The sequence below is a fragment of the Curtobacterium sp. PhB170 genome (assembly GCF_003752345.1).
In the GTDB taxonomy this organism is placed as follows: domain Bacteria; phylum Actinomycetota; class Actinomycetes; order Actinomycetales; family Microbacteriaceae; genus Curtobacterium.
On record NZ_RJUM01000011.1, the window covers coordinates 528347 to 553467 of the forward strand.

The 25121-nt window shown below is 71.5% G+C and carries 25 protein-coding genes and 2 tRNA genes; 7 read left to right on the top strand and 20 right to left on the bottom strand.

The window, feature by feature from the left end:
• Window positions 1-61 precede the first annotated feature (61 nt).
• Window positions 62-1057: a thiamine-phosphate kinase gene (gene thiL / locus EDF40_RS13225; protein WP_123339846.1), complete on the bottom strand. Its 996-nt coding sequence runs from the start codon at window positions 1055-1057 to the stop codon at window positions 62-64.
• Between the two features lie 24 nt (window positions 1058-1081).
• Here thiL and EDF40_RS13230 point away from each other — a divergent pair, with 24 nt between their 5' ends.
• The gene (locus tag EDF40_RS13230; protein ID WP_123339847.1) at window positions 1082-1567 is read left to right on the top strand and encodes a DUF3515 family protein; all 486 of its coding nucleotides are present in this window, start codon (window positions 1082-1084) and stop codon (window positions 1565-1567) included.
• An 84-nt stretch (window positions 1568-1651) separates the two neighbouring features.
• Here EDF40_RS13230 and EDF40_RS13235 read toward each other — a convergent pair whose 3' ends face one another.
• The 6 genes from EDF40_RS13235 to leuC form a co-directional block, all read right to left on the bottom strand.
• Window positions 1652-2761, bottom strand: a complete 1110-nt coding sequence (locus EDF40_RS13235) for a D-alanine--D-alanine ligase family protein (RefSeq protein ID WP_311316758.1) — start codon at window positions 2759-2761, stop codon at window positions 1652-1654.
• A gap of 32 nt (window positions 2762-2793) precedes the next feature.
• Window positions 2794-3807, bottom strand: coding sequence for an NAD(P)H-dependent glycerol-3-phosphate dehydrogenase (locus tag EDF40_RS13240; protein ID WP_123339924.1), 1014 nt, complete (start codon window positions 3805-3807; stop codon window positions 2794-2796).
• A gap of 79 nt (window positions 3808-3886) precedes the next feature.
• Window positions 3887-4774 (bottom strand): 1-acyl-sn-glycerol-3-phosphate acyltransferase, encoded by an 888-nt coding sequence (locus tag EDF40_RS13245; RefSeq protein ID WP_260236197.1) that lies wholly within the window; start codon window positions 4772-4774, stop codon window positions 3887-3889.
• Window positions 4775-4779: 5 nt separating this feature from the next.
• Window positions 4780-6147 (bottom strand): UDP-N-acetylglucosamine 1-carboxyvinyltransferase, encoded by a 1368-nt coding sequence (murA, locus tag EDF40_RS13250; protein WP_123294811.1) that lies wholly within the window; start codon window positions 6145-6147, stop codon window positions 4780-4782.
• Complete coding sequence (gene leuD / locus EDF40_RS13255; RefSeq protein ID WP_123339848.1) at window positions 6147-6743, bottom strand: 3-isopropylmalate dehydratase small subunit; 597 nt, start codon at window positions 6741-6743, stop codon at window positions 6147-6149. Before leuD ends, murA begins: the two co-directional genes overlap by 1 nt.
• On the bottom strand, window positions 6743-8182 hold the full coding sequence (gene leuC, locus EDF40_RS13260; protein WP_123339925.1) for a 3-isopropylmalate dehydratase large subunit: 1440 nt from the start codon (window positions 8180-8182) through the stop codon (window positions 6743-6745). Before leuC ends, leuD begins: the two co-directional genes overlap by 1 nt.
• 167 nt (window positions 8183-8349) lie before the next feature.
• Between leuC and EDF40_RS13265 the strand changes: the two genes are divergently transcribed.
• Complete coding sequence (locus EDF40_RS13265) at window positions 8350-9417, top strand: FUSC family protein (RefSeq protein WP_123339849.1); 1068 nt, start codon at window positions 8350-8352, stop codon at window positions 9415-9417.
• A 96-nt stretch (window positions 9418-9513) separates the two neighbouring features.
• On the opposite strand, the gene EDF40_RS13270 is transcribed toward EDF40_RS13265, so the two are convergent.
• From EDF40_RS13270 to EDF40_RS13325, 12 genes are all read right to left on the bottom strand, one after another.
• Window positions 9514-10119, bottom strand: coding sequence for a histidine phosphatase family protein (locus EDF40_RS13270; RefSeq protein ID WP_123339850.1), 606 nt, complete (start codon window positions 10117-10119; stop codon window positions 9514-9516).
• A complete protein-coding gene (gene crcB, locus EDF40_RS13275; RefSeq protein ID WP_123339851.1) occupies window positions 10116-10505 on the bottom strand; it encodes a fluoride efflux transporter CrcB in 390 nt (129 codons plus the stop codon). Before crcB ends, EDF40_RS13270 begins: the two co-directional genes overlap by 4 nt.
• A complete protein-coding gene (locus EDF40_RS13280) occupies window positions 10502-10945 on the bottom strand; it encodes a CrcB family protein (protein ID WP_123339852.1) in 444 nt (147 codons plus the stop codon). The genes crcB and EDF40_RS13280 overlap by 4 nt, the downstream gene beginning before the upstream one ends.
• A 136-nt stretch (window positions 10946-11081) precedes the next feature.
• Window positions 11082-11489 carry a RidA family protein gene (locus tag EDF40_RS13285; protein WP_123339926.1) on the bottom strand — a complete coding sequence of 136 codons (408 nt, stop codon included), beginning with the start codon at window positions 11487-11489 and terminating at the stop codon, window positions 11082-11084.
• Between the two features lie 67 nt (window positions 11490-11556).
• A tRNA-Glu gene (locus EDF40_RS13290) sits at window positions 11557-11632 on the bottom strand.
• Window positions 11633-11665: 33 nt separating this feature from the next.
• A tRNA-Glu gene (locus EDF40_RS13295) sits at window positions 11666-11741 on the bottom strand.
• A 351-nt stretch (window positions 11742-12092) separates the two neighbouring features.
• On the bottom strand, window positions 12093-12728 hold the full coding sequence (locus EDF40_RS13300) for an MBL fold metallo-hydrolase (RefSeq protein ID WP_123339927.1): 636 nt from the start codon (window positions 12726-12728) through the stop codon (window positions 12093-12095).
• Window positions 12729-12860: 132 nt separating this feature from the next.
• Entirely contained in the window at window positions 12861-13901 is a 1041-nt protein-coding gene (locus EDF40_RS13305) for a LacI family DNA-binding transcriptional regulator (RefSeq protein WP_123339853.1), read from the bottom strand.
• A gap of 21 nt (window positions 13902-13922) precedes the next feature.
• Window positions 13923-14393 carry a hypothetical protein gene (locus EDF40_RS13310; RefSeq protein ID WP_123339854.1) on the bottom strand — a complete coding sequence of 157 codons (471 nt, stop codon included), beginning with the start codon at window positions 14391-14393 and terminating at the stop codon, window positions 13923-13925.
• A gap of 5 nt (window positions 14394-14398) precedes the next feature.
• Window positions 14399-15310: a carbohydrate ABC transporter permease gene (locus EDF40_RS13315; protein WP_123339855.1), complete on the bottom strand. Its 912-nt coding sequence runs from the start codon at window positions 15308-15310 to the stop codon at window positions 14399-14401.
• The gene (locus tag EDF40_RS13320; protein WP_123339856.1) at window positions 15307-16284 is read right to left on the bottom strand and encodes a carbohydrate ABC transporter permease; all 978 of its coding nucleotides are present in this window, start codon (window positions 16282-16284) and stop codon (window positions 15307-15309) included. The genes EDF40_RS13315 and EDF40_RS13320 overlap by 4 nt, the downstream gene beginning before the upstream one ends.
• Before the next feature lie 156 nt (window positions 16285-16440).
• Window positions 16441-17724, bottom strand: coding sequence for an ABC transporter substrate-binding protein (locus EDF40_RS13325; RefSeq protein WP_123339857.1), 1284 nt, complete (start codon window positions 17722-17724; stop codon window positions 16441-16443).
• Between the two features lie 295 nt (window positions 17725-18019).
• Here EDF40_RS13325 and EDF40_RS13330 point away from each other — a divergent pair, with 295 nt between their 5' ends.
• Window positions 18020-19339, top strand: coding sequence for a glycosyltransferase family 2 protein (locus EDF40_RS13330; protein ID WP_123339858.1), 1320 nt, complete (start codon window positions 18020-18022; stop codon window positions 19337-19339).
• A 262-nt stretch (window positions 19340-19601) separates the two neighbouring features.
• Here EDF40_RS13330 and EDF40_RS13335 read toward each other — a convergent pair whose 3' ends face one another.
• The gene (locus EDF40_RS13335) at window positions 19602-20894 is read right to left on the bottom strand and encodes a glycosyltransferase family 2 protein (protein WP_123339859.1); all 1293 of its coding nucleotides are present in this window, start codon (window positions 20892-20894) and stop codon (window positions 19602-19604) included.
• A 182-nt stretch (window positions 20895-21076) separates the two neighbouring features.
• On the opposite strand from EDF40_RS13335, the gene EDF40_RS19255 reads away from it, so the two are divergent.
• The 4 genes from EDF40_RS19255 (at window position 21077) to EDF40_RS13350 (ending at window position 25065) form a co-directional block, all read left to right on the top strand.
• The gene (locus EDF40_RS19255) at window positions 21077-21301 is read left to right on the top strand and encodes a hypothetical protein (protein WP_146249787.1); all 225 of its coding nucleotides are present in this window, start codon (window positions 21077-21079) and stop codon (window positions 21299-21301) included.
• Between the two features lie 130 nt (window positions 21302-21431).
• Window positions 21432-22346: a beta-1,6-N-acetylglucosaminyltransferase gene (locus tag EDF40_RS13340; RefSeq protein WP_185003042.1), complete on the top strand. Its 915-nt coding sequence runs from the start codon at window positions 21432-21434 to the stop codon at window positions 22344-22346.
• On the top strand, window positions 22343-23887 hold the full coding sequence (locus tag EDF40_RS13345) for a lipopolysaccharide biosynthesis protein (protein WP_123339861.1): 1545 nt from the start codon (window positions 22343-22345) through the stop codon (window positions 23885-23887). The genes EDF40_RS13340 and EDF40_RS13345 overlap by 4 nt, the downstream gene beginning before the upstream one ends.
• Window positions 23884-25065 (top strand): glycosyltransferase family 4 protein, encoded by a 1182-nt coding sequence (locus EDF40_RS13350; protein ID WP_123339862.1) that lies wholly within the window; start codon window positions 23884-23886, stop codon window positions 25063-25065. Before EDF40_RS13345 ends, EDF40_RS13350 begins: the two co-directional genes overlap by 4 nt.
• Window positions 25066-25121 lie beyond the last annotated feature (56 nt).

Consider the following 25121-nt stretch of genomic DNA (forward strand, 5'->3'; position numbering starts at 1 on the left):
CATGATCGATGTCGTACGACGTCGATGGTGTCGTACCGGGTCGACGACCGGGCCGGGCGGGTCAGCCGGCGGCACCGTCCCAGTCGGCGTAGGGGTCCCAGCCGGTCGTCGGCACCGGGGCTCCGGCGCGCAGCAGGTCCGCGTCGCCGCGGTCGCGCACGACTCCGATGCGGCGGAAGCCACCCGGCAGCGGGGCCTCGGCGGGGAAGGTCGCGAGCAGGCCGTGGTCCTCGCCACCGTGCAGCGCGACCACGTCGAGCGGGGCGTCGGCATCGAGGTCGAGCGTCACCCCGCTCGCACGGGCCAGCCGCCCGGCGTCGATCGCCAAGCCGTCGGACAGGTCGAGCATCGCCGTCGCCCCGGCCGCGGCGGCGCGCGGCCCGTCCGTGATCGGGGGCACGGGTCGGCGCTGGCGGTCGACGTCGGGATCGGCGTCCGCACCGCTCGCCACCGTCGCTGCACGGTCCGGCTCGCCCTGCGCGTCCACGCCGTCGCGGAAGAGCCGTGCGAGCCCGCGGGCAGCGCGACCGAGTTCGCCGGAGACCGCCACGACGTCACCCCCACGAGCCCCTGACCGGAGCACCGGGGCCAGACCACCGAGGTCGCCGAACGCCGTCACCGCCACCGTGAAGGTCGCCGAGGTGGAGAGGTCGCCGCCGACCACGCCACAGCCGGGCGCGAGGGCGTCGACGGCGAGGCGGAAGCCGTCAGCGATGCCCTCGAGCACCGCCACGGGGGTGTCCTGCGGTGCGGCGAGGGCGATGACGAGGCCACTCGGCACCGCACCCATCGCCGCGACGTCCGACAGGTTCGTCGCGGCGGCCTTCCACCCGACGTCCGCGGGCGAGGACCACGCCCATCGGAAGTCCGGGCCGTGCACCATCATGTCCGTCGTCACGACGAACCGGCCGTCGGGAGCGGCGACGACGGCGCAGTCGTCCCCGGGCCCCACGAGCGGCGAGCCCGTCGGCAGCCGACTCGTGATCCGGTCGAGGACGACCAGCTCGCCGAGCTCCCCCACGGTCGGTCCGGCCCAGGCGTCGTACGTCGCGTCCACACGAGAACGGTAGCCTGGACCGCGATGGACACCGCGCGCCGCACCCCTCGCACCCTCGCGATCGCGGGGGTCGTGATCGCCCTCGCGGCAGGGCTGACCGGGTGCACCAACTCCGTCGGCATGAGCGCGGCACCCTCCGCGAACGCAGCGGCGTGCGCGGCAGCACAGGTGCGGTTGCCCGCGACCGTCGACTCGACGTACGACCTGCGGAACACGAACGCGCAGTCCACCGCGGCGTGGGGCGAGCCCGAGGCCGCGCTGTACCACTGCGGCGTGGCCGTGCCGACCGTGTCCGACCTGCCGTGCTTCACGCTCGGCGCGGTCGACTGGATCCGCGACGACCGCGGCAAGCAGATCGTCTACACGACGTTCGGACGGTCCCCGGCGGTGCAGGTCGTCGTCGACACGTCGAAGACCGGCAGCGCGGTGCTGCAGGACATCGCGACGGCGGTGTCGACGCTGCCGAAGGACGGACACAAGTGCTTGGACCCATCCGACGTGCAGGGCTGAGCCGAAGGACGGAGCAGCACCGACCAACCCGGTGCCTGGACCCATCCGACGTGCAGGGCTGACACACCCCGACCCCGACCAGCGTCAGCGGACGGCGGCGCGCCCCAGCTCGATGAGCTCGGTGACCAGCTCGCCGTAGGACACACCGGATGCCGCCCAGCAGCGCGGGTACATCGACAGCGGGGTGAACCCGGGCATCGTGTTGACCTCGTTCACGACGAAGCCGTCGTCGGTCAGGAAGCAGTCGACCCGGGCCAGCCCCGAGCCACCGATGGCCTCGAACGCGCGTGCACCGATCGACCGGATCTCGTCGGTCTGCGCCTCGGTGAGCGGCGCCGGGCACAGCAGCGACTCGTCGCCACCGAGGTACTTCGACGCGAAGTCGTAGAAACCGTCCTCGGCCACGACGATCTCGCCGGGCAGGCTCGTGCGCGGCGCACCGTCACGGCCCTCGAGCACGGCGACCTCGACCTCGCGGCCGACGACGCGGGGTTCGACGATCACCTTGGAGTCGTGTTCGAACGCCAGGTCCATCGCGGCGCCGAGCTCGTCGGGGCCGTCGACGCGCGAGACGCCCATGCTCGACCCGGCGCGTGCCGGCTTCACGAACAGCGGCCAGCCGTGCGCCGCGATCGTCTCGGCGACGTCGACCGGGTCGGCCGCCCACTCGCGGCGGAGCACGGTCGTCCAGGGAGCGACCCGCAGACCGGCGTGCTCGAGGACGGCCTTCGCGACGTGCTTGTCCATCGCCAGGGCACTCGCGAGCACGCCGTCACCGACGTACGGCAGACCGGCGATCTCGAGCAGGCCCTGGATCGTGCCGTCCTCGCCGAACGGACCGTGCAGGATCGGGAACACCACGTCGACGGCGACGGTCGTGACCGAGCCGTCCGGGTGCGAGACGACGAGTTCGTTCGTCGCCGGCGAGGTCGGGAACGCCACACGCGTGCCGTTGTCGGGCACGGTCGGCAGGGAGCCGTCGCGGATCGCCCACTGCGAGGGGTCGTCGGACTGCAGCGTGAACGCGCCGTCCTTCGTGATGCCGATCGGGACGATCTCGTACTCGGTGCGGTCGACGACGTCCATGATGCCGCCGGCGGTCACGCAGCTGATCTCGTGCTCGCTCGAGCGCCCGCCGAACAGGACGGCGACGGTGGTCGTGGGAACGTCGGTTCCCTCGGGGATCGTGGGCACGGGAGTCCCTTCGTGACTCGGTGCGGGACCGGTCACTCGCCCTGGGGCTCGTCGGTCTCGGTGAGGTGCGGCGCGATGTTGCGCGGATCGAGCCTACCGGCGAGGACCTCGCCGACCTGGCTGACGATGGGCATGTCGACGCCGTTCGCGGCGGCGAGCTCGAGGATCGGTGCGACGGACGCCAGGCCCTCGGCGGTCTGGTTCATCTGCCGCACGACCTCGTCGAACCGGTAGCCCTGCCCGAGCAGGCGCCCGGCCGTGTTGTTCCGGGACAGCGGCGACTGGCAGGTCGCGATGAGGTCGCCGAGGCCCGCGAGCCCCGACAGGGTCGACGGCTGCGCGCCGAGGGACACCGCGAACTCGGTCATCTCGGCGAGCCCGCGCGTGATGATCGACGCTTTGGTGTTCTCGCCGTAACCGACGCCGTCGACGATGCCGATCGCGACGGCGATGAGGTTCTTCAGCACGCCGCCGAACTCGGTGCCGATGACGTCGGTGTTGATGAACGACCTGAAGTACGGGTTCGTCGCGACGGCGGCGACGGCGGTGGCAGTCTCCAGCGAGGACGACGACACGACGGCGGCGGTCGGCTGCCGGCGCGCGATCTCGAGCGCCAGGTTCGGCCCGCTGGCGACGGCGATGCGGTCCTGGTCGATGCCGAGCCCTTGGAGCAGGACCTCGCTCATCCGCAGGCCGGTGCTCTTCTCGACGCCCTTCATCAGGCTGACGACCGGTACACCGGCGGGCAGGAGCTCGCGGATCGCGTCGAGGTTCGAGCGCAGGGTCTGCGACGGCACCGACACGTACACCTGGGTGGCGCCGTCGAGCACCTGCTCGAGCGACGTCGACGCCGTGAGGGTGCGGGGCAGGTTGATGCCGGGCAGGTAGTCGGAGTTCCGCTTCGTCTCGGTGATCTCGCGGGCGACCTCGGGGCGACGGGCCCACACGACCGTGGAGGCACCGCCCTCGGCGAGCACCTTCGCGAACGTGGTGCCCCAGCTGCCGGCACCGATGACCGCCACGCGGGGCTTGTCGGTCGACTGCATCACCACCCGGATCGCGGCGGTGTCGAAGGCACCCGGCGCTGCTGCGACGGGGTCGGGACGATCGTCGTGCGGGCGGAGGTCACTCAAACCGGCCGGTCTCCTTCTGGTTGTTCGCCGCCGGGTCCCAGCGGGTCTTCGGGGCCTGCTCGCCACGGAGCTGCTCGAGCAGCTCCGTGATGCGCTGCATGAGCAGCTCGGTGGCCTCGGTCAGCATCTGCTGGTCGATCGGCCGGCCACGGTAGGCGGACAGGTCGACGGGGTCGCCGACGATGACGTCCACGCGCGACCGCGGGAACAGGCGGAGCTTGTTCGAGTAGCGCGCCATGATGCCCTGCGTACCCCAGTGGGCCATCGGGATCAGCGGCACGTCGTTCTCGAGCGCGATGCGGACGGCACCGGTCTTGCCGCGCATCGGCCACAGGTCGGGGTCGCGGGTGAGCGTGCCCTCGGGGTAGACGATGATCGCCCCGCCCTGCTCGATGAGCGAACGCCCGCCGCCGAGCGGGTCGCTCAACCGGGTGCGGCCGGAGCGCTCGACCGGGATCTGGCCCATGCCGGACATGAGCTTGCCGAAGACGGGCACCTTGAACAGCGAGGCCTTGGCCAGGAACCGCGGGGCCCGCCGACTGATGTAGACGGCGGTGCCGACGACCAGCGGGTCGATGTTCGTGAAGTGGTTCGGCGCGAGCACGAAGGCACCGTCCGCCGGCAGGCGGTTCGGGCCGTACCAGTGGTAGTTCGACGAGAACCGGAACGTCGGGATGACGATCGACGCCACGATGCGGAACGCGGGGTTGAGCTCCCCGCGCTTCCAACGCCGTCCACGCACCGGCAGGCCGGTCGCGACCTGCACGGCGGACGCACCACGGGCCTCCCGGCCATCGCCCTGGCGCGACGGGCCGTCACCCGGACGCGACGGGCCGTCACCCGGACGCGACGGACCGTCACCCGGCTGCGGAACCGACACCGCGACTAACCCGCGAAGTCGAAGTCGGCGCCCAGCTTCCGCAGCTTCGGGATGAAGTGCTCGTAGCCGCGGCTGATGATGCCGACGTTGGTGATGTGGGACTCGCCGTCGGCGGTCAGCGCCGCGATGAGGTGGCTGAAGCCACCGCGGAGGTCGGGGACCCGGACGTTCGCCGCGTGCAGCGTCGTCGGACCGGTGATGACCGCGGCCTGCTCGAACGGGCGACGGGCGACACGGCGGTCGTGCCCGGGCAGCCCTTCCTTGTGGACGACGATGTCGGCGCCCATCTCGTTCAGCGCGTCGGTGAAGCCGAAGCGGTTCTCGTACACGGTCTCGTGCACGATGCTCTGCCCCTCGGCCTGGGTCAGCGCCACGACGAGCGGCTGCTGCCAGTCGGTCATGAAGCCGGGGTGCACGTCGGTCTCGATGACGACGGGCTTGAGGGTGTCGCGCTCGCGGTAGAAGCGGATGCCGTCCTCTTGCACGTCGAAGCCGCCGCCGACCTTGCGGAAGACGTTGAGGAACGTCATGAGCTCCTGCTGGTTCGCCCCCTCGACGAAGATGTCGCCGTCGGTGGCGAGCGCGGCGGAGGCCCAGCTGGCTGCCTCGTTGCGGTCGTTGATCGCACGGTGCGTGTAGCCGCGCAGCGACTCGACGCCCTCGATGAAGATCACGCGGTTCGGCTCGACGGACACGATCGCGCCCATCTTCTGCAGGATCGCGATGAGGTCCATGATCTCGGGTTCGATCGCCGCGTTCCGCAGCTCCGTGACGCCGGTCGCCAGGACGGACGACAGCAGGACCTGCTCGGTCGCGCCGACGCTCGGGTACGGCAGCTCGATGGACGCGCCCTTCAGCCCGTTCGGAGCCGTCAGGTGGATGCCGTTGACCTGCTTGTCGACGACGGCACCCATGGCGCGGAGCGCGTCGAGGTGGAAGTCGATCGGGCGGTCGCCGATGCGGCAGCCACCGAGGTCGGGGATGAACGCCTCACCGAGCTTGTGCAGCAGCGGGCCGCAGAACAGGATCGGGATGCGGCTCGAGCCGGCGTGGGCGTCGATCTCGGCGAAGTGCGCCGACTCGACGTTGGCCGGGTCGAGGATGAGCTCGCCTCGTGCAGGATCGGTGATGCGCACGCCGTGCACCTCGAGCAGCCCACGGACGACCTTGACGTCGGAGATGTCCGGGACATCCTTGAGGATCGACGGGGTGTCACCGAGCAGCGACGCCACCATGGCCTTGGTCGCGAGGTTCTTCGCCCCGCGGACCTCGATGCGCCCCACGAGCGGCTTGCCCCCGCGGATGACGATCTCGTCCGACTTGAGGCCCACGCGCGCCCCTGCGGCCGCTGCGTCCTGTACGAGAGAGTTCACTACTTCACCGGCAATGTCTTCGGCCGCCAACTGGAGCGGCGGGATTCGAACTCCGTGATCGAGGTCTCGTCACGGAGGGTGAGCCCGATGTCGTCGAGCCCTTCCATCAACCGCCAACGAGTGTAAGCGTCGATCTCGAAGGGGACGTCCACATCCCCGAGCGACACGCGCTGCGCCACCAGGTCCACGGTCGCCGACACCCCCGGGTTCCGCTCGATCTCGGCCCAGAGCCGCTCGACTTCCGATTCGGTCACGATCGCGGTGACCAGGCCCTGCTTGCCCGCGTTGCCCTTGAAGATGTCCGCGAACCGGGGCGAGATCACGACCGCGAAGCCGAAGTCGCGGAGCGCCCACACCGCGTGCTCGCGCGACGAACCGGTACCGAAGTCGGGACCGGCGACGAGCACCTTCGCGCCCTGGTACTCGGGCTGGTTCAGCACGAACGACGGGTCCTGGCGCCAGCCGGAGAACAGGGCGTCCTCGAAGCCGGTCTTCGTGACGCGCTTGAGGTAGACCGCGGGGATGATCTGGTCGGTGTCGACGTTCGACCGCTTGAGCGGGGCGGCGATGCCGGTGACGGTGGTGATCTTGTCCATCAGACTGCCCCTTCCAGGACGGTGTTCGCTTCGGAGTTCTCCAGGTCCCACGGGCTGGACAGCGTGCCGCGGATCGCGGTGGCGGCGGCGACCAGCGGCGACACCAGGTGGGTGCGCCCACCCTTGCCCTGGCGCCCCTCGAAGTTGCGGTTCGAGGTGCTCGCGCAGCGCTCCCCCGGTGCGAGCTGGTCGGGGTTCATGCCGAGGCACATCGAGCAGCCGGCGAACCGCCACTCGGCGCCGAACTCCTTGATGACGACGTCGAGCCCCTCGGCCTCGGCCTCGAGCCGGACGCGGGCGGACCCCGGCACGACCATGACCCGGACGCCGTCGGCCTTCTTGCGGCCCTGGATGATCGACGCGAAGGCCCGCAGGTCCTCGATCCGGGAGTTCGTGCACGAGCCCATGAAGACCGCGTCGACGGCGATGTCCTTCATCGGGGTGCCGGCGGCGATGTCCATGTAGTCGAGGGCCCGCTGCGCAGCGGCCTGGTCGTTCGAGTCTTCGAAGTCAAGAGGCGAAGGCACGCTCTCGGACAGCGAGACGCCCTGGCCGGGGTTGGTGCCCCAGGTGACGAAGGGCTCGAGCTCGTCGGCGTCGATGACGACCTCGGCGTCGAACACGGCGTCGTCGTCGGTCGCCAGGGTGTCCCAGTAGGCGACGGCGTCGTCCCAGTCGGAACCGGTCGGGGCGTGGTCGCGGCCCTGGACGTAGTCGTAGGTGATCTGGTCGGGGGCGACCATCCCGGCGCGGGCTCCGGCCTCGATCGACATGTTGCAGATCGTCATCCGGCCCTCCATCGAGAGCGCACGGATCGCGGAGCCGCGGTACTCGAGCACGTAGCCCTGCCCGCCGCCGGTGCCGATCTTCGCGATGACCGCCAGGATGATGTCCTTCGCGGTCACGCCCGGACGCAGCGTGCCCTCGACCGTGATCGCCATCGTCTTGAAGGGCTTCAGCGGCAGGGTCTGCGTCGCCAGCACGTGCTCGACCTCGGAGGTGCCGATGCCGAACGCCATCGCGCCGAACGCCCCGTGGGTGCTGGTGTGCGAGTCGCCGCAGACGACGGTGATGCCGGGCATCGTCAGGCCGAGCTGCGGGCCGACGACGTGCACGATCCCCTGCTCCTTGTCGCCGAGGGAGTGCAGGCGGACCCCGAACTCCTCGCAGTTGCGGCGCAGGGTCTCGATCTGAATCCGACTCGTCGGGTCCGCGATGGGGCGGTCGATGGCGAGCGTCGGGGTGTTGTGGTCCTCGGTCGCGATCGTCAGGTCCAGCCGGCGCACCGGGCGGCCGGCCTGGCGCAGGCCGTCGAACGCCTGCGGGCTCGTGACCTCGTGCACGAGGTGGAGGTCGATGTAGAGGAGGTCCGGGTTGCCGTCCTCACCCTTGACCACGACGTGGTCGTCCCACACCTTCTCGGCGAGCGTCCTACCCATGAGCTCGACTCCCTCGTTCTCGTCGTTGCGCCGCGACCGCGGCACGATCAGGCGACTCTACCATTGGTATACCAACGCGTCGTCGCGTTCGCCGCGTGGTGCGGCGGTCGACCGGGAGGCCCGTGGCGACTCGACGACACCCGTCGCGGTGGGAAGATGGTCGGGACATGACGACACCTGCGCACTCGACCCGGACGATCAACCTCGAGGGCGCGGCACGCGCAGCGATCGCGGGTGGTGCACCACTGGCGCTGCTCATCGCCCTCGGGATGCCGGGCTACGCCGCGTTCGCGATGTTCGCCGGCTTCACCGCGATCTTCGGGGCGACCGAGCCCTACCGGCAGCGCGCCGTCACCACCGGCGTCGCGGGTGGGCTGCAGACCCTGTGCATGTTCGCGGGCATCGGTGTCGCCCTGCTCGGCTCCCCGCTCTGGCTGCAGGCGGCCGGACTCGTCGTGGTGCTCGTCATCGCGGTCTGCACCCTGTCGACCCTGCGGACGATCCCCGCGCAGCCGATCTTCCCCGTGTTCGCGTTCGTGGTCTCCGCCCTCGTGCCGCTCAGGCCCGCGGACGTCCCGCTCGTCGCGACGATCATCGTCTGCTCGGTCGTCTGGGCGTGGCTCGTCGCGATGTCCGGGTTCGTCATCCGGCACGTGTGGCACCCGCGCGCCCCGCACCGGTTCCGGCCGCTGGCGCCGCTCAAGGAGCGCGGCTTCGGCATCCTCCGCACGGCCGCGCTGTGGGAGACCGTCGCGCTCAACGTCGTGGGGTCCCTCGTCGCCGGCGCGGTGGCGTCGACCATCCCCTGGCTCGGGCACCCGTACTGGGCCGTCATCGCGGTGGTGTCGACCCTTCCGGCCCTCCGCCAGCGGCACACCGTGATCCGGGCGTTCCAGCGCTTCATCGGCACGATCGGCGGCACCGTGATCGCCGTCGGGATCCTGCTGCTCGAGCCGTCGGCGTGGTGGATCGTCGTCATCGCCGTCGTGGGGCAGTTCTTCGCGGAGATCTTCGTCGCCCGGAACTACGCCGTCTGCCTGCTGTTCCTGACGCCGCTCGCCCTCGCCGTGTCGTGGCTGAGCCTGCCCGAGGCCCCGGAGCTCCTCGCGCTCGACCGGGTCGCGCAGACCACCCTCGGTGCGCTCGTCAGCGTCGGGCTGCTGTTCGTGGGGCGCGCGATCGAGCGGCGGCGCGGCCGTGCCCTCGGCGCCACGAGCGCGATCCGTACCGTTTGAGTACCTGGTCGCTCCGGGCACACCTGGTCGTTTCTTCTGACCAGGTGTGCCCGATTCCACCCACCATCGCGCGCGTTCGGGGAAGGAACGGGCGCCTCAGTCGCGGGGCTGGATGTTCCAGGCGTCGATGACCGGGCGGCCGTGCTCGTACCCGAGGACGCTGACCGATGCGGTGCCGAGCTTCAGCACGGCACCGTCCTGCGGCGCGAGCCGGATCCACGCGGCGCCGAGGGCACGCAGCACGTGGCCGTGCGCGATGAACACGGCGTCCTGGCCCTCGGCGAGCACCGGACGAGCGCGGTTCAGTATCCGCTCGACGCGGACCCGGACCTCGGCGGCGTTCTCACCGGGGGTGTCACCGGCGGGTACTCCGTCGGTCCAGAGGTCCCACGGCCCGTGGCGCAGCACCTTGATCTGCGGGGTGGTGAGCCCCTCGTACGCGCCGTAGTCCCACTCGTACAGGTCCTCGTCGAGCTCGGGGTCGACGCCGATCAGGTGCGCGGTGTCGCGGGCACGCTGCAGCGGACTCGACAGGGCCAGCGCGAACGAGCGGTCGGCCAGGTACCGGCCGGCGCGCTTCGCCTGCTCGACACCGTTGTCCGTCAGCGGAATGTCGGTGCGGCCGGTGTGCTGCCCGCTCTTCGACCACTCCGTCTCTCCGTGACGGACGAGGACGAGTTCGCCGGGGCGTTCCGAGGTCATGAGTTCCTTCCGATCCAGAGGCCGAGCGCAGCTGCGCCGACCGAGACGACGAGCATCCCGAGGCCGTGCAGGACGGCGAGCCGGGGCTTGCCGGATCGGAGGAGCTGGACGGTCTCGACGCTCGCCGTCGAGAACGTCGTGTACCCACCCATCATGCCCGTCCCGAGCACCGCGACCGCCGGGAGTGGGATCGTGCCGGCCTGCCCGAGGCCGGTGAGCAGGCCGAGCACGAGCGATCCGGACACGTTGATGAGCACGGTCCCGAGCGGGACCCCGGCAGTCCGCGAGCCGGACGTGCGCGTCTTGACGAGTCCGTCGAGCAGGAACCGGAGCGCAGCTCCGACTCCCCCGCCGACGGCGACGAGCAGCAGTTCGAGCGGGTTCACGACGCGCCTCCGTCCGGGCCGGTCGACGGTGGTCGGAGCCGCCCGGCAAGCCAGATCCCGAGGGCGGCAGCGGCGAGTCCGAGGGCCGAGGACAGCAGTGCGTACCCGCTGCCCGCACCCCACCGGCCGACGTCGAGCAGCTGCGCGGTGTCCTCGGCGAGCGTGCTGTACGTCGTGAAGCCGCCGAGCACGCCGGTGCCCACGAGCAAGCGGATCGTGCGGCGGCCTCCGACGTCGGGCCCACGCATCGCGAGCGCCTCGAGCAGGAGTCCGAGACAGAAGGCCCCGACGACGTTGATCGCGAGGATCACCCAGCTGATGCCGTCGTGGCTGGGGAACGCCTCGGCGAGCAGTGCGCGGATCGCGGTCCCGATCGCGCCTCCGAGCGCGACGAGGGCGAGGAAGCGCCAGCGGAGGTGCGGCGGTCGCGCTTCGGTCATCGGTACTCCTATCGCCGAGCACGCCGGATCGTCTCCGCGCGTGCGGTGTTCTCGGGATAGGGACCGTTGGCGCCTCGTGCGCGGTTGGGTCCGGCAGGCCCCACTGCCGGGTCTGACGACCCGTCCAGCGTACTGCTCAGTCGGCGACGGCGGCGATCGCCTCGACCTCGACGAGCTGGTCGTCGTAGCCGAGGACGGTCACGCCGAGCAGTGTGCTGGGCACGTCGTGGTCCCCCATCGCGGCGCGGACGACGTCCCAGGCGGCGACGAGGTCCTGCTGCTCGGTCGTCGCGACGAGCACCCGCGTCTGGACGAGGTCGTGGACACCCGCGCCGGCGGCTGCGAGCGCCGTCCGCAGGTTCGCGATGCACTGCGCGGCCTGCCCGGCCACGTCACCGACGGCGACCGTCGCGCCGTGCTCGTCGAGCGGACAGGCTCCCGCCAGGAACACCAACCGGGTGCCGGCCGCCACGGTGGACGCGTCGGCGTACTCCGCGACGTCGCTGAGCGCTGTGGACCGGATGAGCTGGACGGCACTGGACACGGAGTCAGCCTGGCACACGACGACGAAACCCCCGGCGAGCCGGAGCTCGTCGGGGGTTTCGTGGTATTGGTGACCCCAGCGGGATTCGAACCCGCGTTACCGCCGTGAGAGGGCAGCGTACTAGGCCGCTATACGATGGGGCCGCGGCTGTTGTCGGACTCGGAGCATGTCACCTGTGGTGACCCCAGCGGGATTCGAACCCGCGTTACCGCCGTGAGAGGGCAGCGTACTAGGCCGCTATACGATGGGGCCGTTCCGACAACTCGACAAGTATTGCACAAGCCGCGCATCGCGCCAAAACGAGGCGTGTCGCCCGGGTGTGCCGCCATGCCGCGCCCGGCATACGGCGCTCGCTGCGCGTGCAGATTCCGACAGAACACCGGTTGAACGACGCGCGCTCTGTCGCAACATGCACACGCATCGGTCGCGCGGCCGTGGACGCGACCGCCCATCGGACGGGAGGCGCGTGGCGGGCCCGCCACGGGCCTCCCGTCCGACCGCGCGCACGTCCGGAGCCGCGTTTCGTGAGCAGGAATGGTCGCGTCGCCCGGAGGCGCCCGACCATTTCTGCTCACGAAGCGACCACGGCGCGGTCCCGCGCGGTCAGATCGTGAGCGACTCCCCCGGCCGCAGGATCTCGAGCACGCCGCTCGGCGCGAGCGCCTCGCGGAGCCGACCGGTGTGCATGCCGTAGCCGATGTCGGAGAGCGTGGCCTCGTGGATCGGGTAGGCGCGGGCCGGGGCGAGCGCGGCGACGTAGTCCATCATCTCGGCGACCTTGAGCCACGGGGCACCGACCGGTGCGGCGAGGACCTCGACGGGGACGCCCGGGTCGGTGTACGAGTCGCCGGGGTGGAAGAGCCTGCGGTTCACGAGCACGCCGGTGTTGTCGACGACAGGCACCGAAGAGTGGATGAGCTGGTGCCGCCTGCCGTGGAAGTCGAGCTCGAACGGGCCGACGGTGCGGTGGTCGCCGTCGGTGACGACCTCGACCGCGATGCCGGATTCGGCGAGCGCCGCACGGACGCCCTCGGGGCCGAACACGAAGGCGTCGGGGTTGGCGGCGAGGATCCGGTGCAGCTGCTCGGGCGTGACGTGGTCGGGGTGCTCGTGGGTGACGACGACCGCGACGACCCCGGTCGCGTCGACGGGGCGGGTGAAGTTGCCCGGGTCGAGCACCAGGCGGGCGTCGCCGTCCGACAGGATCTGGCAGGCGTGTTCGAGCTTCGTGACCTCCATGCGGGCGACGCTACCCGCGGCTGGCGCGATGGGGCGACTCGGGCTGCGCCGACTCGGAACGACGTTCTCGTTGTCGTACGACATCGGGAACGTCGTTCCGAGTCGGTCCCGCCCACGCACCACCACACACCTTCACCCCGGCGGCGGCCCCGTCGTCCCCCGCACCACCAGGTGCGCCGGCGCCGCGACGATCGCTCCGGCAGCGCCGCCGTCGACCTCGGCGAGCACTGCCCGCGCCGCTGCCCGCCCCTGCGCCTCCGGGTCCTGCGCCACGGTCGTCAGGCCCACGGTGGCGCCGTACTCGTGGCCGTCGATCCCGATCACGGAGACGTCCCCCGGCACCGACAGCCCGGCCTGCCCGGCGGCGAGGAGCACCCCGAGCGCCATCTCGTCCGAGGCGCACAAGACGGCAGTCGGGCGATCGGGCCCGGCGCTGGCATCAGCACCGGCACCGGCACCGGCGCCCCCGCCGAACAGCGCGTTCCCCGCCGCCAGCCCGCCGGCGAACGAGAACCGTCCGTCGAGCAGCCACCGGTCCGGCACCGCGTGTCCGGCAGCCCGCATCGCGTCGACGAACCCGTCCCGCCGCAGGTGCGGCACCGCCACGTTCATGCCGGCCTCGTCCTGCCCGCCGACGTAGGCAACCCGTCGGTGCCCGAGTCCGCACAGGTGGTCGACCGCGATCCGGGTGACGGCTCGGTCGTCGACCCCGATGTTCCGCAGGCCCGGTGCGGGTCCGCCGATGACGATCATCGGGTGACGGGTGAGTTCGAGCTCGGCACGCTCGGTCGCGTCGAGCACCAGGGACAGCAGGACCAGAGCGTCGACACGGTGCCGCAGCATCGAGCGTCGGAACGCCCGGTCGCGGTCGCCGCCCGGCCCGCCCAGGTTGTAGAGCACGAGGTCGTACCCGGCCCGACGGAGTTCCGCGTCGACGCCGCCGAGTGCCTTGACGTAGAACCACCGGTCGATCACCGGGACGACGACGCCCACGGCGCGCTGCCGGCCGGTGGCGAGGCCGGCCGCCGCCGAGCTCGGGACGTACCCGAGCTCGTCGGCGACCCGACGGACCTCGTCGATCGTGGTCTCCGCCACGTTCTCCATGCCGCGCAGCGCTCGCGACACCGTGGACTTCGACAGTCCCGTGACGGTCGCGATCTCCTGGATCCCCATCGATGCGACCCGGGAGGCCCGTCAGCCGTCCGTACGGTGCGTCACGCCCGCCGGACGGTCGGCTGCAGTGCCGGGGGCGGCTTGCGCGACGGCCGCTGCGGTCCGGCGCGCTCGGTGCGGTGCACGACGACCCGCTGGTGCGAGCTCGTCCCACCCGCTGTGCTGGTGCACCCGCCCGTCCGCCGAGGGCCGTGGCTGACGACGGGTGTCGTCGCCGCGAGCGGTGCGGACGGGGGCGACGGCAGGAGCGGCACCGATGCCGTCGGTGGCCCGGTCGACGACCGCGTGGCGGCGGAGGACCGCGACCCGCCACCGGTCGAGCGCCACGACCCCGAGCACGCACACCAGCAGGGTGAGTGCCCAGCCGAGTGCCGGTCGACCGGTGACCTCGCAGAACACCGTGGCGCCGAGGAACAGGATGCCGAACATGCCGACGAAGCCGATCGCCTCTTCGATCCGGGCCGTGGGCCGGGTGGGTCCGCGCTGTGCCATGGTCGTCAGCCCTTCACGCCACCGGCGGTGAGGCCGGCCACGATGCGTCGCTGGAAGATGAGGACCAGGATCACGAGCGGGATCGTGACGATCGTGCCCGCGGCCATGACCGCCGTGTACGGCTCCTGGTGCGGCTGCGACCCGGCGAACGAGGCGATCGCCACGGTCACCGGCTGCGTCGCGTCACTCGAGAGCTGCGAGGAGATCAGGTACTCGTTCCAGCTGGAGATGAACGCCAGGATCGCCGTCGTGAACACCGCGGGGGCGGCGAGCGGCAGGATGATCCGCCGGAACGCCTGCACGCGGGTGCAGCCGTCGATGCGCGCTGCTTCCTCGAGGTCCCACGGCATCTCGCGGAAGAACGACGCGAGCGTGTAGACCGTCAGTGGCAGCACGAACGAGATGCTCGGCAGGATGAGCGCCTGGTAGGTCCCCATCCACCCGATGTCCGTGAAGAGCTGGAACAGCGGGGAGATGAGCGCGACCCCCGGGAACATCGACGCCGCCAGGATCGCGCCGGCGATGAGTGACTTGCCGCCGAACTCGAGGCGGGCGAGGGCGTACGCCGCCGTGGTGCCGACGAGCAGGGCGATGATCGTCACGACGCCGCCGATGAGCAGGCTGTTGGCGAGCGCCCGCCCGAGGTGGTTGCCGAGCGACGTGGAGAACGCGGTCGCGTAGTTGTCGAGCGTGACGTGCGTCGGCCACGGTGTGGCGTCGAACGTGAACCCGACGTCGCGGAAGCTCGTCACCACCATCCAGTAGAACGGCAGGAGGCACCACACGGCGATGACGATCGCCTGCACGGCCGTGCGGATGCGGGGGCCGGTGTCGCGGCGGACCCGGACGTCGGCGCGGTCGACGGCGCGGTCGCGTGCTGCTGCGGTGGACCGGGGGCGGTCTGCTGCGAGGGTCACTTGAGTTCACCCTTCTGCTGGGCGGCCTGCGTCTGCACGACGTTGGCGCCGAGGAACCGGACGAAGACGAACGCCACGATGAAGATCACCAGGAAGGTGATGGTCGACAGGGCCGACGCGGAGTTGAAGCCCTGCCGGATCTGTTCGACGACCAGGATCGACAGGGTCGTGGTGGCGTTGCCGGAACCACCGCCACCGCCGGTGAGGATCGCGGGCAGGTCGTACATGCGCAGCGCGTCGAGCACGCGGAACAGGATCGCGACCATCAGCGCGGGCTTGATAAGCGGCAGGGTGATGAGCACGAAGCGCTGGAACGTCGACGCGCCGTCCATCTTGCCGGCCTCGTAGACCTCCTCCGGGATCAGCTGGAGCCCCGCCAGGATGAGCAGTGCCATGAACGGCGTGGTCTTCCAGGTGTCGGCGATGATGACCGCCCACCGGGACGCCCACTCGCCGCTCGTCCAGAGGATCTGCTGCCCGAGGACGTGGTTCAGGACGCCGTTCGCGTCGAAGATGAAGTACCAGAGCTTCGCGGTAACGGCCGTCGGGATCGCCCACGGCACCAGGATCGCGGCACGGACGAGCGCGCGGCCCTTGAAGTTGCGGTTCATGATGATCGCCATCCACACGCCGATGGCCGTCTCGAACGCCACGGTGACGACCGTGAAGAAGAACGTGTTGCCCATCGACACCCAGAACTGGGAGCCGAGGCTGCCGGGCGGGCAGGTGACGTTGCCGCACTGCTGGCCGAGCCAGTGCGCGTAGTTCGTGATGCCGGCGAACCCGCCCTGGACGAACAGACCGGTGGCCTTGTCGAGGCCCTGGTCGAGCTGGAACGACTGGATGATCGCGCTGACGACCGGGTAGCCGATGACGATCGCGAGGAGCAGGATCGTCGGGCCGATGAGGTACACGGCCCACCGGCCGTGCTCGGCGTTGAGTCCGCCCTTGCGCCGTTGGCGCTTCGGTTCCATGCCCGTCGGGTTGGGGATGGCTGCGGGGATCTCGGTTGCTGCTGACACGTGTCGGCCTCCTTGCCGGGGGTGTCGGAACGCAAGTAGGGGCGGACTGGAGGCACGTGCCGGGATGGCACCGTGCCTCCAGTCCGATGCGGCGTGCGCCGCGTGTCGCTAGCTGCTGGTCGCCGACTTGAGGGCGTCCTGCATGTCCTTCATGGCTTCGTCGACCGACTTCGATCCCTTGAGCGCCGCATAGGTGTTGTCCTGGATCGCCTTCGTCACCGCCGGGTAGAACGGCGTGACCGGCCGCGGCTCCGCCGACTCGATCGACTTGAGCAGCGTCGGCAGGTACGGCAGCTTCGCCGTCAGCTCGGAGTCGGTGTAGAGGTCACCGACGACCGGGGCGAGCGAACCCTGCGTCGCGAAGAACTTCTGCGTGTCGTTCGAGATGAGGAACTCGAGGAAGTCGTGCGCCGTCGCCTTGTGCTTCGAGTACACGCTGATCGCGGCGTTGTGGCCGCCGAGCGTCGAGGCGCCGGTGCCGTCGGCACCCGGGATGGGCGCGATGCCGAACGTGTCCTTGACCGTGCTCGAACCGTCGGTCTTCGCCAGGTTGTAGACGTACGGCCAGTTGCGCAGGAACAGCAGCTTGCCGGCTTCGAACGCCGTGCGGCCCTGCTCCTCCTGGTACGTGATCGCCTCGGCCGGGATGTTCCCGTCCTTGAACGCGTCGACCAGGTTCTGCAGGCCGGCCTTGGCGTCCGAGGTGTCGACGTCCGGGTCCCCGCTCTTGCTGAGCACCGAACCACCGGAGCCGTTGATCGCCTCGGAGGCGTTCACCGTCAGGCCCTCGTACTTCGCGAACTGCCCGGCGTAGCAGCCGATGCCCTTGTCCTTCGCGATCTGGCAGTCGGCCATCATCTCCTTCCACGTGGTCGGAGGCGTCTTGACGAGGTCCTTGCGGTAGTAGAGCAGCGCACCGTCCGAGGTCTGCGGGGCGGCGTAGAGGGTGTCGTTGTAGGTCGCGGTCTTCACCGTGGCCGGCAGCAGCTTCGAGGTGTCGATCTTCATGTCACCGGTCAGCGGCGTCAGCCAGCTCTTCGCGGCGAACTCGGCGGTCCAGACGACGTCGACGTCGACGACGTCGTAGTTGGCGTCCTTGGCTTGGAAGTGCTGCACGAGGTCGTCGTGCTGCTGGTCGGCCTGGTCGGACTGCTCCTTGAAGGTGACCTTCTCGTCGGGGTGGGCCTTGTTCCACTTCGCGATCAGCGGGCGGACGACGTTCGAGTTGTCCTTGCCCTGCACGTACGTGATGGGCCCGCGGCTGTCCTGGCCGCTCTTGGCGTCGTCCGAACCGGCGCCGGAGCTCCCGCTCGAGCAGCCGGTGAGCACGAGGCCGATGACGGCGACCCCGGCAACGGATGCGAACCGCACCCTGGAGCGTGTTGTCTTCACAGCGTTGTCTCCTCATTGAGATCACCAGGGGGCATCGATCGGGTTCGACGACACTGCCCTGGAGCAGGCGCCGCTGCCTGCTGGTGGAGGAAGCTACGCCCGCCGCAGGGGTTCCGCAACCGGTTGCATCGGTTCCGTGACCTGAGCGTGACCTTGGAAGTCCCGGAGACTTCCTGGGTGAGCGCTCACCCTCGTTCGAGGGACCCCTGCGCGCCACTGCGGAACTCCGCATGAACACCGCCACTGGGGTCCCGCGCCGTTGTCCGCACCCACGGCCCCACGTAGCGTCCACGACATGGCCACCCTCCACACCGCCGACACCGTGCCCGCACCGCGCCGTGTCATCGGCGTCGACCTCGACGCCCCGCTCCCCCGTCTCGTCGCCGACGAGACCGGCGAGTCCGCCATGGTGATCGGCTACCGCGGCGGCCACCCCACCGGCACCCTCGACGTGCTGCTCACCGACGACCCCGCCGACGCGGCCCGCGCCCTCGAGGCGCTGCAGGAGACCGTCCTGGCCGACGTCCCCGCCGTGTCCGACGACGACCTGCCGACCATCTCGGTCGTCGTGTCCACCGTCGTCGACCGCGTCGAGGACCTCGGCAAGCTGCTCGACGTCCTCGAGCACCTCGACTACCCGCGGCACGAGGTCATCCTCGTCGACAACCGCGTCCGCGTCCCCGCCGGCGACGCGCTGCCCGCGATGCTCGCCGGGCGGAACGTCCGCTTGGTCGAGGAACGCCGCCCCGGTCTGTCCGCCGGACGGAACGCCGGTGTCGCCGCCGCGACCGGCGACGTCATCGCCTTCACCGACGACGACGTCCGCGTCGACCCGCAGTGGCTGCGCGCCATCGGGTCCCGGTTCGTCAGCGAGCCCGGCCTGGACGCCGTCACCGGCGTCATCCTGCCGAGCGAGCTCACCACCCCGGCGCAGATCTGGTACGAGGCGTACTACGGCGGGTTCAGCGCCGAGCGCACGTTCTCGCCCGTGACGATCGTCCCGGACGACGTCCAGGGCACCATGCGGCACGCCCGCGTCTCGGCGGTCACCCCGTCCGGCGAGGTCCTCAAGCACTTCGCCGTCTACGGCATCGGCGCGTACGGCGCCGGCGCGAACATGGCCTACCGTCGCACCCTGATCGAGGCCGTCGGCGGCTTCGACCACACCCTCGGCGCCGGCTCCCCGGCCCGTGGCGGCGAGGACCTGGCGATGTTCATCGAGACGCTGTGGCGCGGTGGGAAGATCGGCTTCGAGCCCCGCGCGGTCGTGCACCACCGGCACCGCCAGACCATCGAGGACCTGCACAAGCAGCTGCACGGCAACGGCGTCGGCTTCACCGCGCTGATGTTCGCGCTCGCCGCGAAGGACAAGCGGCACGTCGCCGTCCTCGCCCGCCTGATGCCGCTCGCCGCGAAGGTCAAGTCGAAGCAGATGCTCTCCCGCCTGGCCGGACGCCGGGACGCCGCGACCGAGGTCACCAACGACGCCTCGACCACGCGCATCCCGAAGACCCTGGCGTACCACGAGCTGCGCGGGTTCCCCGCCGGCCCGGCCGCCTGGTTCCGCAGCCGACGCCGCTGGCGCGACGTCGAGGCCGGCCGCTTCCGGCCGTAGTCGCGCCGCACGACGAACGGGAGGCCCGTGGCAGTGTCGCCACGGGCCTCCCGTCTGTTCTGTTGCCGCGTCCGCACGACGCGGTACGACACTCGCGTTGTCGTACGACGTCGAGGATGTCGCCCCCACGCGCACGCAACCGTTGCGCATGCAACGAGCGACACCCGCGATGTCGTACGACGTCGAGGATGTCGCCCCCACGCGCACGCAACCGTTGCGCACGCAACGAGCGACAGAGCCGGCGGACCACCGCCCCACCCCGTCAGCGCGCGGTCAGCCGCCCGGCCACGTACCGCCACGGCCCGCCCAGCGCGGCCGTCAGCTCGGCGCGCTTGAGCCCGCGCGTCGCCTCGGTGAACTCGGCGTCGACGGGCCAGCCGCCGCTCGCGTCGACGGGGCGCTCGTCGGCACCCTGCCCGAGCGCACCGAGCCGCCGGAGCGCGCCGGCCGCACGCCGGAGCACCGCGAACGCCGTCGAAGGCCGCAGCACGAGCTTCGTCACCCAGGCGCCGAGCCCGGTGCCGTAGCCGATCGCCTGCGAGCGCAACGCGGCACGGTCCTTGCGGTGCTCGTGCCAGACGACGGCCGAGGGTTCCACGGCGAGCGCCCCACCGGCGAGCAGGACGCGGGTGAACAGGTCCGGGTCCTCACCGGCTCGAGCACGGGTGCCGGGGCCGAGGGCGACGTCGAAGCCGCCGAGCTGGCGGACGGCGTCGCGGCGCACGGACATGTTCGCGCCGGTGCCGAACGCGCCGACGGTGAAGGGGAACAGGGGCTCGTCGACGGGCGGGGCGGACGTGCGGTACACCCGGCGCTCGAGGTTCCGCGCCCAGGTCACCCGCTCGTCGAAGAAGCGCTGCGTGGGGGTGCGGAGCTCGCCGCTGGGGACGAGTCCGGTGACGCACCAGACGTCTGCGTCGCGCTCGTAGGCGGCGGCGATGGCGGCCATCCAGTGGCGGTCGACGACGACGTCGTCGTCGATGAACGCGACGATGCCGCCGGTGGCCAGTGCGAGTCCGGCGTTGCGGGCCCGGGAGACGCCGGCACGTGCCTCGAGGACGTAGTGCACGCGCGGGTCGTCGACGGCGGCCACGACGTCGCGGGTGCCGCTGGTGACGGGGGCGTTGTCGACGACGAACAGCTCGAAGTCGTCGTACGCGGAGTCGAGGACGGAACGCACGGCGCGGGCGAGCGCCACGGGCCGCTCGCGGGTGCCGATGACGACGGAGACGCGTGCGCCGTCCGCGGGGGCGTCGACCGGGAGGCCCGGGGCCGGCAACCGACGCAGGGCCGGTCCCAGCTCGGCCGGGTCCACCGCCCCGCGGTCGTCGACGCGCACGTCGACGAACCCGGCGACGTCGCGGCCGTCGCGCACCATGAGGCGGGCGCGGCGGAAGCCGTCGGCGCCGGCGAGGTGCACGGTGTCGGCGGCGAGCGCCGCGGACCGGTCGACGGCGCCGACCCAGGCAGCTCCGACCCAGGTGGGGGCGTCGGGCGAGGGCATCGCGGGGTCGAGCATGAGGGCTCGTTCCGCGGTGGTGGTGTGGTCGGTCATGTTCGTCCCGTCGGGCCGGTCTGGTCGGGTGGACGTGGCAATGCTCCGCGCGCGTCGACAGGGGGTCAACCGCGATGCTCGGAGGATGCGGGGAGGCTGCGGTTTGCCGCCACTAGACTCGCGGGAGACGCCGGTCGACCCGCCGGTGCGACGCCGGTCCCCGCCGGACACGAGGAGGACGCATGCCGCTGGCCCGAACGATGGACCGGCTCGGCCTGACCAGGCGTCCACGCCCGACGTTGCACCTGGTTCCGGACCCCGACGCGTCCGACCTCGTCGTGGTGCACCTCGATGCCGACGACGCCGCGTGCGGTACGTGCGGGCACGCCCAGGCGGCGCACGAGCACTACCGTCCGGGCACGGACTGCGCGCTCTGCGACTGCCCGAAGTTCCGCCGCGCCCACTGACGCGATCCCCCTCGCGCGATCCCCCTCGCTCCCCCCTCGATCGGGGGGCGCCTGCGGGAAACCGCCGTTCCCCCGCAGGTGGTCCCGACCTCCCTTGTCGGTGCTGCCGGGCCCGCTTAGCGTCGCGGACATGGCCATCACTCCCACGCCACTCGCGTGCATCGTCCTCGCCCACGAGGACCCGACGCACGTCCGTCGGCTCGTGGCGGCGCTCGACCCGTTCCCGGTGTTCCTGCACTGCGACGCGAGCACCGACGACGAGGTCTTCGACGCGATGACCGCCGGCCTGCCCGAACGGGTGCACGTGCTGCCGCGGATCCGCACCGGGTGGGCGAAGTGGGAGAACGTCGCGGCCGAGGTCGCCGGCTACCGTGCTGCCCTGGCGCAGACCGACGCCACGCACGTGGCGCTGCTGACCGGCAGCGACTACCCGTTGGCCGACGCCGACGAGATCTCGACGCTCCTGACGGCGAACCCCGGGCGGTCGTTCGTCGAGGCGAAGCCGCTCCCGCACCCCGCGTGGGGTCGCGACGGCGGTCGGTCGCGCGTGCGGTTCCGGCACTGGGCGTGGCGGAAGCACATGCTGCGCCTGCCGGTCCCCCGTCGGGTCCCGCGGGACGTCGTGTTCGGCGGCGGCTCGCAGCTCAAGGTCCTTGCCCGCCACCACGCGCAGGGGGTCGTCGACGTGTTCGACGGGCGCCCCGACCTGGTGGCGTTCTGGGAGCGGGTGTGGATCGGCGACGAGACCTTCGTGCCGTCGGTCCTGCTGACCCCGGCGTTCACCCCGGACTTCGCGGACGCCCACGCGGTGCAGCCGCTCTGGTGGATCGGGTGGGACGGCACGAAGCAGAAGAGCCCGCCGTGGCTCGGGATCGAGGACGCCGGCCGGGTGCTGGAGCGTCGTACCGCGGCTGACCAGTCGACCCCGTACGTGTTCGCCCGGAAGTTCTCGACGTCCCGGAGCACTGACCTGCTCGACGTGGTCGACGCGACCTTCGGGCTCCGCACGTCCGCCGACGACCAGCCGGTGGTGGTGGCACAGTGACCGTCCCCCAGACCCGACGCGAGGCGCGTGCGGCCGAGGCGGCTGCGCTGGCGGCACAGCCCGACGACGACGAGCTCGAGGCGTCCGTGCAGCAGGCGGCCCCCGGCGCGCTGTCCACCGACACGGACTCGATCGCCGTCGCACGCGGCTCGTCCGTCCTGTTCGGCCGGGGCCTGCTGTACGTGGTCGTCTGGTCGATGCAGCTCGTCGTGAGCTCGCTGATCTCCCCCGTGCTCGCGCACCTGATGCCACCGGCCGAGTTCGGCGTGCTGGCCTCGGCGATCGCGCTGTACCAGGCCCTGGTGGTCGTGGCCGTCTGCGGCATCGACCAGGCGTCGGTGCTGCAGCGCGCCGAGGACGGCGACGACCGGCGTGCCCGCGGCCTGATGTTCGTCGGCATGGTCACCGCGGCCACCGTCACCGTGTTCGCCCTGGTGTCGATCCCGCTCTGGGGCGACGCCGCGGGCTTCGTCGACCAGCACCCCCTGCTGCTGGTCGCGGTGCTCTGGACCGGGCCCGCCGCGATCGTGCAGCTGTCCCTCGCACTGCTCGTCGCCCAGGACCGCATCCGCGTGTTCGCCGTGACGAGCCTGCTGTCGTCCGTCGGCGGGTCGATCATCGGTCTCGGGCTCCTCGCCGCCGTGCACGCCGACGCGACCACGTACGCGTGGGGCGGGGTCGTGGCGCAGGGTGCCGCGATGGTCATCGGCATCATCGCCACGAAGCCGCGGTTCCGCGGGCTCTTCGACCACCGCACCACGATCCGGGCGTTCAAGCTCGGTGTCCCGATCGCGCTCGGCAGCCTGTCGTACTTCGTCCTGAACGCCGGTGACCGGCTCGTCGTGCAGCGCCTGCTCGGTGCCGACGAGGTGGCCCGCTACCAGATCGCCTACGTCGTCGGCTCCGCGGTCATCCTGCTGCTGACCTTCACGAACCAGGCCTGGGCGCCGCACTTCGCCGCCCTCCGCGACGCCGTGGCCCGCCGCCGGCTCGCCATGCACGCCCGGGACGAGCTCTACATGCTGCTCGCCCCCGTGCTCGTCGCCGTCACCCTCGTGTCGCCCGTGGCGCTGCCGATCCTGGCGCCGGCGTCGTACCGGGTCGAGTCCCTCACCGTCGTCGTCTTCGTGGTCGCCCTGACCGCGTTCCCGGTGGTCGCGAGCGGTGCGACCGGCCGGCTCCTGCTGGTCGAGCGCCGCGGCGTGACGGTCGGCGTCATCGGCGCCGTCGCCGGTGTCGTGAACATCGCCGCGAACCTGGTGCTGGTACCCCTGACCGGCATCGTCGGCGCGGGCATCGCCACGGTCATCGCCTACGCCATCCTCGCCGCACTGCAGCAGGCCTCCCTGCCGGACCGCCGTGAGTGGCGCGGCCCCCGACGCCGAGTGCTGCTCGCCATCGCGATCGCGATCGTCGTCGCTGCGGCCTCGCTCCTCCCGCCGCAGGACCTGGCGTGGAACATCGTGCGCATCGTCGGCGTCGCCGCGTGCCTGCCCTGGTTCTTCCGTCGCCTGAAACTCGCTCGCGGAGGATCCGCATGACCCGCCCCACCCCCCGTCCGCTGCGTGTCGTCGTCGCCACCAACGGACTCGCCATCACCGGCGGTGTCGAACGCTGCGTCGTCGAGGACGTCGGCGAGCTCGTCGCGGCCGGCCACGACGTCGAGGTGTGGCACCGCGCCGGTCCGGACGGCGACCCGGACGAGGGCCGCGCGATGTTCGATCGGCTCGGTGTCCGACTGCGCCACGCCCGCGACTACCGCTTCGGCATCCGGACCGCCCCGACGGACGTGTTCCGCTTCGTCCGTGAGGGCCTGCGCCTCCGCCGCTCGCGCCCGGACGTCCTGTGGCTGAACCGTCCGGAGTTCCTGCCGTGGGGCCGCGTCGTGTCCTTCGTGTCCGGCGTCCCCCTGGCCGTGCACCTGCACCACGCCCCGAACTACCGTCGGCTCGGCCCGTTCGCCGGCGGCCGGACCCGGTACCTCGCAGTCTCGGCGGCGATGGCCCGTGCCTGGACCGCCGTCGGTGCGCCGCCGGACCGCGTCGACGTGGTCCCGAACGGCGTCGACACCGCGGCGTTCCCCGCTGCCACGCCGGCGAGCACGCGCCGAGCACGTGCTGTGCTCGGCCTCGACCAGGACCGCCCCGTGGTGCTCTACTACGGACGGCTCACGCGGTCGAAGGGCGTCCTGGCCCTCCTGGAGGCGTGGGGTCGCGTCCACGCGTCGGCCCGCGTCCTCGTCGGGCCCGGCACACCGCCCGCCCCGGCTCCGGTGCTCGTCCTGGCGGGTGCGCTGTACCCGCAGGACGCGCCCGCCGTGCACCGCGCGATCGCCGCGTTGCCCGAGGGGTCCGTGGTCGTGGTGCCCGAGCGCGACGACGTCGTCCCCCTGCTGCACGCCGCCGACGTCGTGGTGGCTCCCTCCATCGAGCCCGAGGGGTTCGGCCGCGTGGTCGTCGAGGCGATGTCCACCGGACGCCCCGTCGTCGCGGCGGCGTCGGGCGGCACCGCCGAGATCCTCAGCGGCGAGTGGGCGCGGTTCACCGTCGACCCCACCGAGACCGCCGCGCTGGCCGACAAGGTCCTCGAGGCGCTGCACGCGGCCGGGACGGAACCCGGTCTGGCGGACCGGTGCCGCGCCTGGGTGCGGGACCGGTACGGCCGGGAGCGCCACGTCGCGGCGCTGCTCCGGGCGCTCGAGGCGCACGCGAAGCACTGAAGACGAACACCGTCGAACGACGACGACCTGAGCGGTGCCGACGACGACGTCGGCAC